15 protein-coding genes are annotated in these 15,889 nt (G+C 70.3%); 10 read left to right on the top strand and 5 right to left on the bottom strand.

What is annotated here, in order from left to right; genetic code table 11:
• Nucleotides 1–927 precede the first annotated feature (927 nt).
• Nucleotides 928–1,113 (top strand): DNA-binding protein, encoded by a 186-nt coding sequence (locus ACIA5D_RS01720; protein ID WP_378968200.1) that lies wholly within the window; start codon nucleotides 928–930, stop codon nucleotides 1,111–1,113.
• 30 nt (nucleotides 1,114–1,143) lie between these two features.
• Here the strand turns inward: ACIA5D_RS01720 and dprA are convergent, their stop codons facing one another.
• Genes dprA through ACIA5D_RS01705 form a run of 3 tightly spaced genes read right to left on the bottom strand, consistent with a single transcriptional unit; the run spans nucleotide 1,144 to nucleotide 4,248 of the window.
• A complete protein-coding gene (dprA, locus tag ACIA5D_RS01715) occupies nucleotides 1,144–2,370 on the bottom strand; it encodes a DNA-processing protein DprA (protein WP_396027895.1) in 1,227 nt (408 codons plus the stop codon).
• Nucleotides 2,354–3,889, bottom strand: coding sequence for a YifB family Mg chelatase-like AAA ATPase (locus ACIA5D_RS01710; RefSeq protein WP_396027894.1), 1,536 nt, complete (start codon nucleotides 3,887–3,889; stop codon nucleotides 2,354–2,356). Before ACIA5D_RS01710 ends, dprA begins: the two co-directional genes overlap by 17 nt.
• Complete coding sequence (locus tag ACIA5D_RS01705) at nucleotides 3,889–4,248, bottom strand: YraN family protein (protein ID WP_396027893.1); 360 nt, start codon at nucleotides 4,246–4,248, stop codon at nucleotides 3,889–3,891. Before ACIA5D_RS01705 ends, ACIA5D_RS01710 begins: the two co-directional genes overlap by 1 nt.
• 156 nt (nucleotides 4,249–4,404) lie before the next feature.
• On the opposite strand from ACIA5D_RS01705, the gene ACIA5D_RS01700 reads away from it, so the two are divergent.
• From ACIA5D_RS01700 to ACIA5D_RS01665, 8 genes are all read left to right on the top strand, one after another.
• A complete protein-coding gene (locus ACIA5D_RS01700; RefSeq protein ID WP_396027892.1) occupies nucleotides 4,405–5,058 on the top strand; it encodes a hypothetical protein in 654 nt (217 codons plus the stop codon).
• Nucleotides 5,059–5,306: 248 nt separating this feature from the next.
• Complete coding sequence (gene rpsB / locus ACIA5D_RS01695; protein WP_396027891.1) at nucleotides 5,307–6,302, top strand: 30S ribosomal protein S2; 996 nt, start codon at nucleotides 5,307–5,309, stop codon at nucleotides 6,300–6,302.
• A 32-nt stretch (nucleotides 6,303–6,334) separates the two neighbouring features.
• Nucleotides 6,335–7,168, top strand: a complete 834-nt coding sequence (tsf, locus tag ACIA5D_RS01690; RefSeq protein ID WP_396027890.1) for a translation elongation factor Ts — start codon at nucleotides 6,335–6,337, stop codon at nucleotides 7,166–7,168.
• 101 nt (nucleotides 7,169–7,269) lie between these two features.
• The gene (gene pyrH, locus ACIA5D_RS01685) at nucleotides 7,270–8,025 is read left to right on the top strand and encodes a UMP kinase (protein WP_396028569.1); all 756 of its coding nucleotides are present in this window, start codon (nucleotides 7,270–7,272) and stop codon (nucleotides 8,023–8,025) included.
• Between the two features lie 44 nt (nucleotides 8,026–8,069).
• A complete protein-coding gene (frr, locus tag ACIA5D_RS01680; RefSeq protein WP_396027889.1) occupies nucleotides 8,070–8,627 on the top strand; it encodes a ribosome recycling factor in 558 nt (185 codons plus the stop codon).
• Nucleotides 8,627–9,616 (top strand): phosphatidate cytidylyltransferase, encoded by a 990-nt coding sequence (locus ACIA5D_RS01675; RefSeq protein WP_396027888.1) that lies wholly within the window; start codon nucleotides 8,627–8,629, stop codon nucleotides 9,614–9,616. Before frr ends, ACIA5D_RS01675 begins: the two co-directional genes overlap by 1 nt.
• Nucleotides 9,617–9,653: 37 nt before the next feature.
• Nucleotides 9,654–10,829, top strand: a complete 1,176-nt coding sequence (gene rlmN / locus ACIA5D_RS01670) for a 23S rRNA (adenine(2503)-C(2))-methyltransferase RlmN (RefSeq protein WP_396027887.1) — start codon at nucleotides 9,654–9,656, stop codon at nucleotides 10,827–10,829.
• Between the two features lie 37 nt (nucleotides 10,830–10,866).
• Entirely contained in the window at nucleotides 10,867–12,042 is a 1,176-nt protein-coding gene (locus ACIA5D_RS01665) for a DivIVA domain-containing protein (RefSeq protein WP_396027886.1), read from the top strand.
• Between the two features lie 109 nt (nucleotides 12,043–12,151).
• On the opposite strand, the gene ACIA5D_RS01660 is transcribed toward ACIA5D_RS01665, so the two are convergent.
• Nucleotides 12,152–12,385 (bottom strand): DUF2631 domain-containing protein, encoded by a 234-nt coding sequence (locus ACIA5D_RS01660; RefSeq protein WP_396027885.1) that lies wholly within the window; start codon nucleotides 12,383–12,385, stop codon nucleotides 12,152–12,154.
• 126 nt (nucleotides 12,386–12,511) lie between these two features.
• Here ACIA5D_RS01660 and ACIA5D_RS01655 point away from each other — a divergent pair, with 126 nt between their 5' ends.
• A complete protein-coding gene (locus ACIA5D_RS01655) occupies nucleotides 12,512–14,080 on the top strand; it encodes a Rieske 2Fe-2S domain-containing protein (protein ID WP_396027884.1) in 1,569 nt (522 codons plus the stop codon).
• A gap of 160 nt (nucleotides 14,081–14,240) precedes the next feature.
• Here the strand turns inward: ACIA5D_RS01655 and ACIA5D_RS01650 are convergent, their stop codons facing one another.
• A complete protein-coding gene (locus ACIA5D_RS01650) occupies nucleotides 14,241–15,836 on the bottom strand; it encodes a phytoene desaturase family protein (protein ID WP_396027883.1) in 1,596 nt (531 codons plus the stop codon).
• Nucleotides 15,837–15,889: the final 53 nt, after the last annotated feature.

The raw sequence follows: 15,889 nt of genomic DNA, 5'->3' as shown, positions 1-15,889 counted from the left end.
GGTGGCCGCGCGGGATTGCGCTTCACCGGCGGCTCAGGTTGATGTGGTGACAGGCCATGGCCGGTCGGCCGCCGAATGCCGGAGGGCGACCGCGCCGACCCCCGTCCGGACCAGTGCGCGACCCCAGGGCACTGGCTCGGCCGGCGCGCTCACCGGCTTCAGTGTTGATGGCAACGCCCTTGCGCCCGCCGGCGTCCTTGGCCGGGGAGCACATTGCGACGCTGCTGGTTCGATGTCTTCGGCCAGCATCGGTGGTGCGCGCTTCGGCTGGGGCGACGGCTTGCGCCGTGGCGTGGGCTGAGGGTGCGGGTGGGTGTGGAGGGGTGGGGCGGGGAGGATTTATGGGGGCGGCCCCGGTTCGGGATCCGGGGCACGGGCTCTCGCCGGGGCCGCCCTTGGCGCCGGGATCGCTGGGATGAGCAGCGGGGGCGCCGGGATGTGGTTTGGGGTGGGGAGTGGGTTGAGGAGGCCAGATCCGCCGGGAACGCCGGGCGGCCCAGGCCGGCAGAGTTGGTGGCGGGGACGGCCGTCGCGGGGACGGGATCGGGCGCAGGGCGGTGAAGCCGCCCGGGATGAGGAACGGGACCGTTGCGAGGTAGTCGACCAGCGCCGGTGGGATGGGGCGTCTGTCCTCCCTGGAGGTGGGCGACAGGAAGGTTGTGGCAGTGCTGGGCGGGAAAGGCCGGGGCTTCGCGGGAACCACCCGATCGACGCAGGGGCAGGTCAGGCCGCAGGAACAGCGCCGCCAGAGGGCGCGCCAATCGCGCCTGTGCGTGGGGGTCACGGGGACCGGCTGGGGTGTCTGGCGACGCCTAGTCATGGAGGCAGTATAGATGTCATGAGACTAGCTGTCTCCTATCAAGTTGGCGATTGACTAATAGTCTCACGCCTACGGTCGATCACGTGGCAGTGAAACCGATCCGGCTCATGGGCGCGCACGAGATCCGAATCCGATTGGGTGGGGTCAGCCGGCAGCGTGCGTACCAGATCACCAGTCGGGCCGACTTCCCCAAGCCGGTCGCCGATCTGGCGCAGGGCAAGGTGTGGCTCGCCGACGACGTCGAGGCGTGGATGAAGGTCCACCGGCACAACCTGGACGACTCCGAGGACTGATCGACGGTGGCGCTCGTGAGCCGTGGGGGCTCACGGCGCCGCCCCGGACCCGCGGGACAGGGCTATCTCGCCGTCGCGGCGCACCACCAGACCGGCCAGTTCCAGCAGGGACAGCCGGCGTAGCACCGTGCGCACCGTCAGGCCGGCCCGGGCCGCCAGCTCCTCCGTCGGGATTGTGCCGCGCGCCGGCAGCGCCTCGAGCACCAGCACGGACTCCTCGTCGAGCGAGTCGCGCCGGTGCTCGGGACCCCGCGCCGGCGGGGTGAGGTACTCGCCGATCCGGCCGACCGCCTCCAGCACATGCGGCACGCTCGTGACCAGTATCGCGTCGGGGTGCTCGCGGAGCAGTTCGTGGCAGCCCACCGACATGGCCGAGGTGACCGGGCCGGGCACCACCATGGCGGCCCGGCCCAGCGCCAGCACCCGGCTCATCGTCTGCGCCGCTCCACTCCGCGCGGCCGCCTCGACCACGACCGTGCCGGCCGTCGCGGCGGCGATCACCCGGTTACGCACCAGGAACCGGTGCCGCAGCGGCTCCGAGCCGGGCGGCCACTCGCTGATCAGCAGGCCGACGTCGGCGATCTGTTCGAACATGGCGGTGTTGCCGGCCGGATAGGGCCGGTCGACCCCGCAGGCCAGCACCGCGACCGTGCGCCCGCCCGCGCCGAGCGCGGCCCGGTGGGCGGCGGAGTCGATGCCGAACGCGCCACCGGAGACCACCGCCCAGCCGTTCTCGGCCAGACCGTGCGCCAGGTCGCCGGTCACGTGGATGCCATACCCGGTCGCCGCGCGGGCGCCCACCACCGCGACCGACCGGTCGAGCGTCTCGCCCAACGGCAGCGCGCCGCGCGTCCAGAGGCACAGCGGTGGCCGCACATCGATGTTGATGCGGCCGGGCACACCCAGCTCCAGGGTGGCGAGCGACTCGACTCGGGCCGGCCACTCGTCGTCGGAGGGCACGACGATCCGCGCGCCCAGCCGCTCGGCACGGTGCAGCGTCGTCTCGGCAAACCGCCGCGGGTCGATCCTGTCCCGCTTGGCCAGGACGGCGGTCTGCAGCGCCGCGTCGGGGGAATCGCCACGCAACAGCAGTTCGAGCGTCGCGGGCGCGCCATAGGACTGCACCAGCGACCAGACCAGCCGGTGTCCCGGCTCGACGAGCCAGGTCAGCGCCACCCGCGCTGCCCGGTCCTCGTCACTGCCCGGAGCGTCCGAGGCAGCGCCGGCAGACGGGGGTGGGCTATCCGGCGTACTCATGGGACTCTCCCATCCGCAGCTGGATCGCCTCGTCGATCTCCGCCTTGCCAGGGCGGTCGCGGCCGTCGAGGTCGGCCAACGTCCAGGCCAGCCGCAGAACCCGGTCGAATCCCCGCGCCGACAACATCCCCCGGTCCAGGGAAGCGCGCAGGTCAGCCGTGTCGGCCGATGGCAGCGCCCACGGTTGGCCGCGCAGTTGCGACCCGGGCACCTCGGCGTTCAGCCGCCACCCGTTGCCCTTCCACCGCCCTGCGGCGGCCTGTCGGGCCCGCCGGACCCGCTCGGCCACGACGGCCGACGGCTCGATCGGAGCGTCCGAGGGCACGAGGTGGGCGGCGCGTACCGGGTGCAGCGTGATCCGGATGTCGATGCGGTCGAGCAGTGGCCCGGACAGCTTGGCGCGATATCGCCGGCGAATCGTCGGCGTGCAGATGCAGTGCTGATCGCCGGCGGGCGACGCGCATGGACAGGGGTTGGCCGCGACGACCAGCTGGACCCGAGCCGGAAATTCCATGGTCCCCTGAGCCCGGCCGAGGATCACCCGCCCGGTCTCGATCGGCTGGCGGAGCGCCTGAAGCGTCGGCCCGGACACCTCGGCCACCTCGTCGAGAAAGAGGACGCCGCAATGCGCGAGCGAGAGTGCTCCCGGCCGGGCCAGTCCGCTGCCGCCACCGATCAGGGCCGCCATGCTGGCGCTGTGGTGCGGGGCCTGGAACGGCGGCCGGCGGATGAGCTGGCCGCCCGGCGCCAGCACGCCGGCGATCGACTGCAACGCGCTCACCTCGAGCGCCTCGGCGTCGTCGAGCTCGGGGAGGATCGACGGGAGACGCTCGGCCAGCATCGTCTTCCCGGCGCCGGGTGGGCCGAACATCGCCAGATGGTGCCCGCCCGCCGCGGCCACCTCGAGGCCCCAGCGGCCCAATTGCTGACCTGCGACGTCGGACATGTCGGGGCCGCGGGCAGCGGACGCCGCGCCGGTGGCGGCCGGTGGGTCGAGCAGGCGGTCGTCGCCGCGGACGAAGTTGACCAGGCGGCGCAGGCTGTCGACGGCGTGGACGGACACCCCGGGCACCACCGTCGCCTCGCGGGCGTTGTCGAGCGGCACGACTACCCGGGTCACCCCGGCCTGGACCGCGGCGGCCACCATCGGCAGCACTCCGCGTACTGGCCGGACCGTGCCGTCGAGCCCGAGCTCGCCCAGGACGGCAACACCCTGGAGCGGCCCGATCGGCAGGTCGCCTGCCCCGGTGAGGAGCGCTGTGGCAATCGCAAGATCGAAGCTGCTGCCATGTTTCGGTAGCGCCGCCGGCAGCAGGTTGACCGTGATCCGGCGTTTGGGCCACGTCTGGCCCGAGTTGACAACCGCAGCCCGTACTCGGTCGCGGGCCTCGTTGAGCGCCGTGTCGGGCAAGCCGGTCATCAGCATGGCGGGCAGGCCGAGAGAGAGGTCGGCCTCGACCTCGACGACGTGGCCCGCGACGCCGACGAGGCCGACGCAGAGGACGCGTGCGTAGCTCATCAGAAGGCCGACGGGATGTGCTCGACCTGGGCGGCACCGCGCGGCTGAAGCATCACCTCGACCACGTCGAACCGCAGAGTCCGCGCGTGCAGCCCGGTCTCGTCGAGCCATCGGTTGGCCAAATGTCGCAGCTTGCGCACCTTCTCGGGGGTGACCGCCTCGGCGGGCGTTCCGTAGAGCTCGCCGCGCCTGGTCTTCACCTCGCAGAAGACGAGCTCGTTCCCGTCGCGCAGGACGAGGTCGATCTCGCCCTCGGGGCAGCGCCAGTTGCGGTGGAGGATCACGAGGCCCCTGTCCTGCAGGAGCCGGGCCGCGACGCGTTCGCCGTACGCGCCGACCGCCTGTCGTTCCGTCGTCATGGCCGACAACCGTGCTCCGCGGGGCGGGGCCGTGCGCGAGAAATTCGCCCCGCCTGTGGACAGAGCGCAACTGTGGATAACCGCACCGTAGTCGTTCGGGTGTGTTATGGGCCCAGCGGTGGCATCGGCGACCGTGGTCACTTACGGTGCGACATCGTGGAAGGACACCGCTACGCCGACGACGAGCCGAGCTGGTACTCCGGCCAGGGCCAGTACGCCCACGCGACCGATCCGGAGACCTCGGGGATCCACGAGCGCCCGAGCGGCGCGTTCCGCCTGCCGGAGCAGCGCCCGTCCGCCGTGCCCGCGGCCAACCCGTACGCCCTGACCGACCCGCTCGCGACGACGGGCAGCCACGCCCGTCCCGGCGAGGTGGATGCCACCGGGTACGACTCGGGGCGCATCCCGGTGCGCGGTCCGGAATATCCGACAATTCGTCCAACCGAGGCGCCGCCGCAGCCGATCGCGCAACCGACGAGCCTGGTCCCGCCGGTCGGGGCGCCCCGACCCCCGGAGGGCGTCTACCAGTCCCGCCGCCCGGTTTCGTCGTTCGTGGTGGCGATCGTCATGGTCGTGCTGATGATCCCGGTCGTCCGGCTGCTGATCGACCAGACCTTCAGCGGCGACCCGAGCGCCCGGGGCATCGTCCCCGCCGTCCTGCTCACGCTCGGTTTCGCGCTGACGGGCATCGGCCTGTTCACGATCGCCCGGGGCGGCACGATCACCCGCGAGACCTGGCTACGCCCGCCCGTGGCGTACCTGCCCGCGGGTTTGATCTTGTTGTTGGCGGCCGGCCTCGCCGTGGCCTAAAGGGCGTGGAACGGCCGTAAACCCCACAAAAAACAAGGGCCAGAACCTGGCGTATGCTTGTGACTCGGCGACCGCCACGTGCGGTCGACCTCGCGTGCCCTCTGTCAGGTCCCCTTAAAACGAGACCGGCAGCGACGGCCCTCCCTGGTCTCGATCTTCATCGGGTCCGACTGTGGCCGGCGACCGGGCGCCAGGACGCCCACCGCCGGTGGGCGTGACAACCAGGGAAAAACAGGGAGCAACCCACCATGGCCGTCGTGACCATGCGTCAGCTGCTGGAGAGCGGTGTCCACTTCGGGCACCAGACCCGGCGCTGGAACCCGAAGATGAAGCGCTTCATCTTCACCGAGCGTAATGGCATCTACATCATCGACCTTCGCCAGACGCTCGACTACATCGAGAAGGCCTACGCGTACGTGCGGGACACCGTCGCCGAGGGTGGCCACATCCTCTTCGTCGGCACCAAGAAGCAGGCGCAGGAGGCCATCGCCGAGCAGGCGACCCGGGTCGGCCAGCCGTACGTGAACCACCGCTGGCTGGGCGGCATGCTCACCAACTTCCAGACCGTGTACAAGCGGCTGCAGCGGATGAAGGAGCTCGAGGGCCTGGGTGACCTCAGCGGCACGGCCGCCGGGTACACCAAGAAGGAGACCCTTCAGCTCTCCCGCGAGAAGATCAAGCTCACCAAGACCCTCGGCGGTCTGCGGGACATGACCAAGGTGCCCTCGGCGATCTGGGTCGTCGACACCAAGAAGGAGCACATCGCCGTCGACGAGGCCCGCAAGCTGGGCATCCCGGTGATCGCCGTGCTCGACACCAACTGTGACCCGGACGAGGTCGACTTCCCGATCCCGGGCAACGACGACGCGATCCGTTCCGCCGAGCTGCTGACCAGGGTCATCGCCACCGCCGTCGCCGACGGTCTGATCGCCCGTTCCGGCCGTGGCCGGGGCAACGACGACGCGAAGCCCGAGGCGGGCGCCGTCGCCGCCGGCGAGCCGCTGCCCGAGTGGGAGCGCGACCTCTACGAGGGCGCCGAGAAGAAGGCCGCCGCCGAGGCCGCGCCCGCGCCGGCCGCCGAGGCTGCTGCTCCGGCCGCTGAGGCTGCTCCGGCCGCTGAGGCTGCTCCGGCCGCTGAGGCTGCTCCGGCCGCTGAGCCCGCGCCGGCCGCTGAGCCCGCGCCGGCCGCTGAGCCCGCGCCGGCCGCTGAGCCCGCGCCGGCCGCCGCCGTCCCCGCCGAGTAAGCCGTCCCCGCCGAGTAAATCGAGAGAGAGTCATGGCTAACTACACCGCCGCGGACGTCAAGAAGCTCCGCGACCTGACCGGTGCCGGCATGATGGACTGCAAGAAGGCGCTCGAGGAGGCCGACGGCGACTTCGACAAGGCCGTCGAGTTCCTGCGCATCAAGGGCGCCAAGGACGTCGGCAAGCGGGCCGGGCGCACCGCCGCCAACGGCATCGTGAGCCACTACGGCAGCGCGCTGCTCGAGCTCAACTGCGAGACCGACTTCGTCGCCAAGACCCCCGACTTCGTCGCCCTGGGCCAGCAGCTGGTCGAGCTCGGCGCGAAGAACGACGCGGCCGACGCGGCCGCGCTCTCGGTGGCGACGCTGCCCGACGGCAAGTCGGTGGCCGACACCATCCAGGAGTACTCCGCCAAGATCGGCGAGAAGATCGTCCTGAACCGTTTCGTCGTCCTCGACGGCGACAACGTCGCCGTGTACCTGCACCGCAAGGCGCAGGACCTGCCGCCGCAGGTGGGCGTCCTGGTGCAGTACGAGGGCAAGACCGACGAGGCCGGCGACGCCGACGCCCGCGGCATCGGCATGCAGATCGCCGCCATGCGCCCGCGCTTCCTCACCCGTGACGAGGTGCCGGCCGAGGTCGTCGAGTCGGAGCGTCGCATCGCCGAGGAGACCGCCAAGGAGGAGGGCAAGCCCGAGAAGGCGCTGCCCAAGATCGTTGAGGGCCGGGTGAACTCCTTCTTCAAGGACTACGTCCTGCTCGAGCAGTCCTCCGTCGTCGACAACAAGAAGACCGTGAAGCAGATCGCGGACGGGGCGGGCCTGAACATCACCCGGTTCGTCCGGTTCGAGGTCGGCCAAGAGTAAGACGAGCACGGCATGGGAGGTCGGGAACGCGATTCTGCGCCCGGCCTCCCCGTCGCATAAGGTCTCTGCGAAGCTATGAAGGGAAGGCGGGTCGCGTGACGATGGTGACCGAGCAGGCAGTTCCGGTTGACGATCCGACTGCGCCGTCCTCGCGGCCCCGTCGGGTCGTGCTCAAGCTCTCCGGCGAGGTGTTCGGCGGCGGCGCGGTCGGTGTCGACCCCGACGTCGTTCAGGGCATCGCCCGGCAGATCGCCACCGTCATCCGCCGCGGCATCCAGGTCGCCATCGTGGTCGGCGGCGGCAACTTCTTCCGCGGCGCCGAGCTGCAGCGGCGCGGCATGGACCGCAACCGCGCCGACTACATGGGCATGCTCGGCACGGTGATGAACGGTCTCGCCCTGCAGGACTTCCTCGAGAAGGAAGGCATCGAGACGCGGGTGCAGACCGCGATCACGATGGCCCAGGTCGCCGAGCCCTACATCCCGCTGCGCGCGATCCGCCACCTCGAGAAGGGGCGCGCGGTCATCTTCGGCGCCGGCGCCGGCATGCCGTACTTCTCCACCGACACTGTCACCGCCCAGCGCGCGTTGGAGATCCACGCCGACATCGTGTTGATGAGCAAGAACGGCGTCGACGGTGTCTACTCCGCCGACCCGCGCGTCGACCCGAACGCGCAGAAGCTCGAAACCGCCACCTTCCAGGAGATTCTCCAGCGCGGGCTGCGCGTCGCCGACCAGGCGGCCTTCAGCCTCTGCGAGGAGAACAAGCTTCCGATGCTGGTCTTCGGCGCCGAGGGCGACGACACCATCGTGCGTGCCGTCAGCGGCGAGAAGATCGGCACTCTGATCACCGCCTGAAGCTTTTACAACCACCGAGCAAAGCAAGGAGGCGAGAAGAGCCGGTGATCGACGAAACCCTCTTCGAGGCCGAAGAGAAGATGGAGAGCGCGGTCGAGCACGCCAAGGAGGAGTTCGCCGCGATCCGTACCGGGCGGGCCACTCCGGCGATGTTCTCCAAGATCCTGGTGGACTACTACGGCGCGCCCACGCCGGTGACGCAGATGGCCTCGGTCGGCGTCCCCGAGCCGCGCATGGTGATCGTCAAGCCGTACGACGCGAGCCAGCTCGGCCCGATCGAGCGTGCGATCCGCGACTCCGACCTCGGCGTCAACCCCAACAACGAGGGCACCCAGCTGCGGATCCACCTGCCGCAGATGACCGAGGAGCGCCGCCGCGAGATGATCAAGGTCGCGCGCACCAAGGCGGAGGAGGGCCGGGTGGCCATCCGCAACGTCCGCCGCAAGGCCAAGGAGCAGATCGACAGGCTCGTCAAGGACGGCGAGACCGGCGAGGACGACGGCCGCCGCGGCGAGAAGGAGCTCGACGACGTGACCCACCGTTACGTCGCGGTCGTCGACGAGCTCGTCAAGCACAAGGAAGCCGAGTTGCTCGAGGTCTGATGTCCTACCTCGAACCGCGTGCCGGGCAGACCTCCGGCGACGACACGAGCGTGCCGGCGCCGCGTCCGCAGCACCTGGGGGACATCATGCCCGAGCCGGAACGAGAGCCCGAGCCCGCCAAGCGTGGGCCCGGGCGGCGTCGTGCCGGAAAAAACGGAAAAAGGGACGGTGGCCGCGCCGGCCGCAACCTCCCGGCCGCCATCGCCGTGGGCGTCAGCCTGGTGCTGCTCGTCCTGGCCTCCCTGCTGATCTGGCCGCCCGCCTTCCCCGGCCTGATCGCCGTGGCCGCCGGCGCCGGCGTCTGGGAGATGACCCGGGCGCTCAAGGCGAGCGGCGCCCAGCCCCCGCTCATCCCGCTGCTCGGCGGCGCGCTGCTGATGGTCGGCCTGGCCTGGCACGACGGCCCCGACTCGCTGCTGGTCGGGCTGGCGGTGACGGTCGTCGCCTCGCTGCTCTGGCGGCTGGCCGACGGGCCGAAAGCCGTGCGCCGCGACTTCACGTCGACCCTGATGATCGCGGTCTACGTGCCGTTCCTGCTCAGCTTCGCGGTGCTGCTCCAACTGCCCGACGCCGACACCGACGGCCGCTGGCGCATCCTCTGCACGCTGTTCGCCGTGGTGCTTTCCGACACAGGCGGGTACGCGGCCGGCGTCTTCCTCGGCAAGCACAAGATGGCCCCGTCGATCAGCCCCGGCAAGACCTGGGAGGGCTTCGCCGGCTCGATCTGCGCCTCGGCCATCGGCAGCGCCCTGTTGCTCTACTTCCTGCTCGACATCCCGTCCTACTGGGGCCTGCTGTTCGGCGCGGTGCTCTCGGTGGTGGCGGTCGTCGGCGACCTGGCCGAGTCGATGCTCAAGCGCGACCTGGGCCTCAAGGACATGAGCCACCTGCTGCCCGGCCACGGCGGCATCATGGACCGGCTCGACTCGATCCTGTTCGCCGTGCCCACCGCGTACCTCCTCTTCGCTGTGATCGCCCACCAGCTATGAGGGACCAACTCGCGCGGCGTGGGAGACTGGATACGCCATGACGATTCTTCCGGTCATCCCGACCAGCCCCGACCAGCCCGACGCGGTCACCACCCGGCGTCGCCCGTCGATGCCCCCGCGCCACCTCGCCGACCTCGATCTCGCGGCCCGCAAGGCGGCCGTCACCACCCTCGGCGAGCCCGCGTTCCGCGCCAAGCAGCTCTCCACGCACTACTTCGGCCGCCTGGTCCGCGACATCGATGCGATGACCGACCTGCCGGCCGCCTCGCGGGAACGGCTCACCGGTGACCTGCTGCCCACGCTGCTGACCCCGGTGCGCGAGCTGGCCTGCGACGACGGCGCCACCCGCAAGACGCTGTGGCGGCTGCACGACGGCGCGCTGGTCGAGAGCGTGCTGATGGGCTATCCCGACCGGGTGACCGCCTGTATCTCCAGCCAGGCCGGCTGCGGTATGGCCTGCCCTTTCTGCGCTACCGGTCAGCAGGGCCTCACCCGCAACCTGTCCATCGCCGAGATCGTCGATCAAGTGGTGTACTTGGCCGGCGTTGCGGCGAGCGGGGCGGTCACCGGCTCACCGCCGCGGCTGTCCCGCGTCGTTTTCATGGGGATGGGCGAGCCGATGGCCAACTATCCCCGGGTGATCGAGGCCGTACGGCGGCTGACGGCGCCCGCTCCGGAGGGTCTGGGACTTTCGCAACGGCACATAACCGTCTCGACCGTGGGTCTCGTGCCCGCAATGCGACGGTTGATCGCGGAAGAGCTGTCTGTGACCCTTGCGCTGTCCCTGCATGCCCCCGATGATGATCTGCGCGATGAGCTAGTGCCCGTCAACCAGCGTTGGAAGGTGGCCGAGGTGCTCGATGCCGCGTTCGACTACGCGGCGCGGACAGGTCGTCGGGTCTCGATCGAGTATGCCCTGATCAGGGACGTGAACGATCAGCCTTGGCGTGCCGACCTTCTCGGCAGGCTCTTGCACGGCAAGCTGGCGCATGTGAATCTCATCCCGCTCAACCCCACACCGGGCAGCAAGTGGGATGCGAGTCCGAAACCGGTCGAGCGCGAGTTCGTGCGCCGCCTGCGTGAGGCGGGCGTGGCGACGACGGTCCGCGACACCCGGGGCCGGGAGATCGATGGAGCGTGCGGCCAGCTGGCCGCGGGCGAGCTCACGGAGGCGAGCGCAGGGGGCGCCGCCGACGCGGAGGTGGCACAGTGACTGGGCGTAGGTCCCAGCGAGCGGAGTGGGAGACGTTGTGACGAGTCAGGGGCAGCGTTTCCGGCGGCGTGCGCTGCGGCGCGGCTACAAGGTCGACGAGGTCGACGGCTTCCTCGACCGCGTCGAGGCCACCCTGGCCGGTGAGCAGATGGGCCCGCCAGTCGGCGCCCAGGAGGTGCACGACGTCGTCTTCCGCGTGCGTTTCGGCGGGTACGACGAGTGGCAGGTCGACCTCCACCTCGACCGGGTGGAGCGGCAACTGGCCGAGCTGGAGGACCGTGGCGGCCGCCCCGCCGACCCGATGCGCGACTCGATGCGCGGTGGCTTGAGCACGGGTGACATCCGCGGCAACACCGGTGACATCCGCGGCAACACCGGTGACATTCGCGGCAACACGGGCGACATTCGCGGCAACACGGGCGACATTCGCGGCGGCATGGCGGGCCGCGGCGCCGGCATGACCGGCGGTGGCGCGGTGGCCGGCATGGGCGCCGGTGGCATGGGCAACGGCGGGATGGGCAACGGCGGCATGTCCGGCCGGATGGCCCCGCCGACCGAGCGCCTGCCCGCCCCGATCCGCGACGACCGGATGCAGCCGCAGCGTCAGCAGATGCCCCCGAGCGACCCGTACGGGCGCTACGAGGAGCCCGCGCCGTCGCCGTACGGCGGTCAGCAGCCGCAGCTCCCGCAGCGGCAGGGCCCACCGCCCGGCTACGACCCGAGCGGTTACGACACGGGCGGCTTCGACGGCTTCGAGGCGGGCCGGCACGGCAAGACCGACATGACCGCCGAGATCCGCATGCCGCGCGACTCCGACCCCCGCGGCGGTTACGGCGACCCCGACCCGCGCAGCGGCTACGGTGGCGCGCCGCCGATGTCCGGCGCCCCGATGAGCGCCCCGCCGATGGGCGGCGGCTACGGCGGCGGCCCGCAGCTGCCCCCGCCGATGGGCGAGCCGGGCGGCGAGCTCTACCGGGTCGACCAGCTGCGCCGCACGTTCCAGGTGCGCCGCTTCGGCAGCGGGTACGACCCGATGCAGGTCGACCGCCTCTTCGAGGGCATCCTGCAGGCGATGACCGGCCGCGGCCCGATGCCCGTGCCCGAGAACGAGCTGGACATGCTTCAGTTCGGCCTGGTGCCGGGCGGCTACTTCGAGGCCGAGGTGGACGCCGCGCTGCGGGAAGTGAAGGACCTCCTGCTCCGGCGCCGGTGACAAGGCGCTGACAAGGCGCTGACAAGGCGCTGACAAGGCGCTGACAAGGCGATGGGAAGCGACAAGAAAGGCCCGCTCGAAGGAGCGGGCCTTTTCGCTTTCGGAAGCGCTACTGATCGTTGGGCTTGAGCCCGTTGCGCCGCAGCACGACGTCGGCGATCACGATGCCGATCAGGCCGACCGCGAAGACCACCAGCCAGATGTTCTCGGTGTTGCCCTCGTGGTTGCCCCAGAAGAACATGAGCATGATGACGGCCGTACCGAGCGCGCCGATCCGGGCCACCTTACGATTGCCCGGCTTGAGCTGGTCGGGAGCGTAGACCGGGTCTTGTTCCGCAGACACGGCGAAAGTCCTTCCTCGCAGGCGATCCCAATACGGTCAAGTCTCGCACGCCGCCTCCGCACGCAAGGCACCAACCCGGACCGGGTACCTTCGGAGCCGTCGGAGAACGACGGAGGAGGAGAAGAAGTGCGGATCACGGGCACCGGCCACGCCAGCATGCGGATCGACACGTCCGCCGGCAGCATTCTGTGCGACCCGTGGGTCAATCCCGCCTATTTCGCCTCATGGTTTCCATTTCCCGATAATTCGCTGCTCGACTGGGAGGCGCTCGGCGACGTCGACTACCTCTACGTCTCCCACCTGCACCGCGACCACTTCGACGCCGCCCACCTCACTCGCTTCATCAGCAAGAAGGCGACGGTGCTCCTCCCGGAGTACCCGACCAGCCAGCTCGAGGACGAGCTGCGCGACCTCGGCTTCACCAAGTTCCTGAAGACCGTGTCGAACGAGGTGCATGAGCTCGACGGCGGCCTCAAGGTGATGATCCAGGCCCTGATCAGCCCGACCGACGGCCCGATCGGCGACTCGTCGCTCTGGGTGGAACACGACGGCGTCCGCCTGCTCAACCAGAACGACGCCCGCCCGACCGACCTGCAGATCTTCAACGAGCTGGGCCACGTGCACGCGCACATGCTGCAGTTCTCCGGAGCGATCTGGTACCCGATGGTCTACGAGCTGCCCGAGGGCGCCAAGACCGCGTTCGGCAAGCAGAAGCGCGACCGCCAGTTCGACCGCACGTGGCGCTACATCGACGACCTCCAGGCCGACCACGTCTTCCCGATCGCCGGCCCGCCCTGCTTCCTCGACGACGAGCTCTGGCAGTTCAACGACATCTTCGGCGACGAGGGGAACATCTTCCCCGACCAATCGGTGTTCATGGCGGAATATGCCAAGGTCGGCGGCAACAACGGAATCGTGCTGCTTCCGGGCTCCGTGACCGAGTTGTCCGCCACGGACGCGACGACCACCCACCCGACCGACGTCGACGAGTTCTTCGCCAACAAGCGGGAACACCTCGAAGAGATGCGTGCGCGGAAGGCCCCGGTCATCGCGGCCGAGAAGGCATCGTGGCGGCATCCCGAGATCGACGTCCTGGGCGAGCTCAAGAAGCGCATCGAGCCCCTGCTCGACGAGTCGATCTACATGGCCCAGGGCGTCGGCGGCCCGGTCCGCTTCGACTTCACCGACACCGACGGCCCGACCGGCAACATCATCGAGTCCATCGTCGTCGACTTCCCCGGCAAGCAGGTCCGCCCCTACGCCGACGAGAAGGTCCGCTACCGCTTCAAGACCGGCCGCGCCCTCGTCGAGCACCTGATCCACATCGACGAGGGCGACTGGGTCAACTCGCTGTTCCTGTCCTGCCGCTTCTCGTCGGCCCGCATCGGGCAGTACAACGAGTTCGTCTACGCGTTCTTCAAGTGCCTCAGCGAGGAGCGCCTGCAATACGCCGAGGGCTGGTACGACGAGCACGAGAAGGCGGTCGAGGCCGAGGACACCCAGCTCGGCGACTGGACGCTGCAGCGCCGCTGCCCGCACCTAAAGGCCGACCTGAGCCGCTTCGGCATCGTCGATGGCAACACCCTGACCTGCCAACTCCACGGCTGGAAGTTCGACCTCCCCAGCGGGCGTTGTCTGACGAGCGTCGGTCACAAGATCCGCGCCGAGAAGACCGCCGAAAAGGCAGATTCCTAAGATCAAATTCATGTCGTGCCTGGGTGGGTGGTACAGATCGTCGCTCCCGCCGAGGCCGCACCGGGGCCCAGCTTCGCCGGCCCTGGCGCTTCATTCTGCGTGAGTGGTCCAAAACCAAACGGCCGTCGCCCTGAGGCGACGGCCGTTGACGTTACGGGGCTTACTTGCCGAGGTCGGCGAGGATGCGCTTCGCGACGTTGTGGCCGGCGGCGCCGATCACGCTGCCGGCCGGGTGGGTACCGGCCGAGCCCGCGTACAGGCCGTCGACGCCCGTGAAATACGGCATGCGGTCGTCGAAGGCCACCGTGTTGTCGACGTGGTGGATGTGGCCGCCGGTGATGCCGAAGTGCTGCTCGATGCCGGGCGGGGTCAGCGGCATCACGTCGGCCACCAGCTCCGACGTGCCCGGCGCGTACCGGTCGCAGATCGCCAGCAGCTTGTCGACATAGCCCGGGAGCTCCGCCTCCCAGGTCGTGCCCTCCAGCTCGTACGGCACCGACTGCACGAACAGCGCCGACGAGTGGTGGCCGGCCTCGTCTTGCAGCGACGGGTCGACGGTCGTGTGCACGTACCACTCGATGGTCGGCTCGTCGGGGAGCCGGCCCGCCTGGACCTCCGCCCACATGGCCCGCAGGGCCGCCATCGGCGATTCCCGGTCGTCCGTGCCGGCCAGCCCGGTCGAGCCCGGCAACAGGTGGATCGTCGACCCGAACGGCGACGCGGCGCCCGCCGGCAGGCAGGAGAACTGCGGGAGCCCGCGCAGCGCCAGGTTGACCTTCATCGTGGTGCCCGGCCGTTTCACGGCCTCCATGCGGGTGGTCAGCGAGGACGGCAACCCGCCCGCGGGGACCAGGCTCATCAGCTGGTACGGGTCGCAGGAGCCGAGCACGACCTTCGCCCGAACCGAGCGGCCGTCGGCCAGCACGACCCCGCTCGCCGCGCCGCCGTCGAGCGTGACGGAGGCGACCCGGGCGTCGGTGAACAGCCGGGCCCCGGCGGCCTGGGCCGCGGCGGCGAACGTGCGCGAGACCGTGCCCATGCCGCCCTCGGCGATCATCCAGGTGCCGTCGGCGCCCGGCAGCCGGCACATGTTGTGCACGAGGAAGTTGTGCCCCGTGCCGGGATCGTCGGGGCCCGCGTTCAGGCCGGAGAGCCCGTCGGTCACCGCGTACATGCTCATGAGCAGCTCGCTCTTGAAGCCGAACCGGGCCAGGTAGTCGGCGACCGAGCCGCGTACGAGATCGATGAACGTGCTTTGCAGCTGCGGCCGGATGTGCCGCTCGGCGATCTCCTCGACGCCGGTCGGCTCCTCGAGCCAGGCCGGCGCGAGGTCGGACCGCAGCGCCGCGATCTCGACCGCCAGCTGCTCGTCGGCGGCCAGGTCGCGCGGCGAGAAGAAGCGCTCCATCTGCGCCCGGGTCGCGTCACGGTCGCGGCCGAACAGCAAGTAGGGCGACCCGGCCGGCCCGGGGGTGGGCAGGAAGTAGTGGGGGTCGCGACGCAGCACGGGAATGTCGACATCGAGGGTGCGCAGCAGCTCGGGCGGCATGAGACCGAGCAGGTACGAGCCCGTGGACTGGCCGAGGCCGGGCACCTTGGCGAACGGTCGCTCGGTGCGGGTCGCCCCGCCCAGCACGCTCGCGGACTCGAGCACGACGACGTCGAGCCCGGCCCGGGCAAGCAGAATCGCGGAGACGAGGCCGTTGTGACCAGCACCGATGATCACAACGTCGGCATGAGCGGGGATGGGGGTCATGACGAGCGAGCGTAGCGCGCCGAATTGAGTGTTCGCTTCGGCGTTTCGTACGC

Source organism: Actinoplanes sp. NPDC051513, assembly GCF_044454685.1.
In the GTDB taxonomy this organism is placed as follows: Bacteria; Actinomycetota; Actinomycetes; order Mycobacteriales; family Micromonosporaceae; genus Actinoplanes.
The sequence above is the reverse complement of the archived record's forward strand: the minus strand, read 5'-3'. Positions and strand labels throughout refer to the sequence as shown.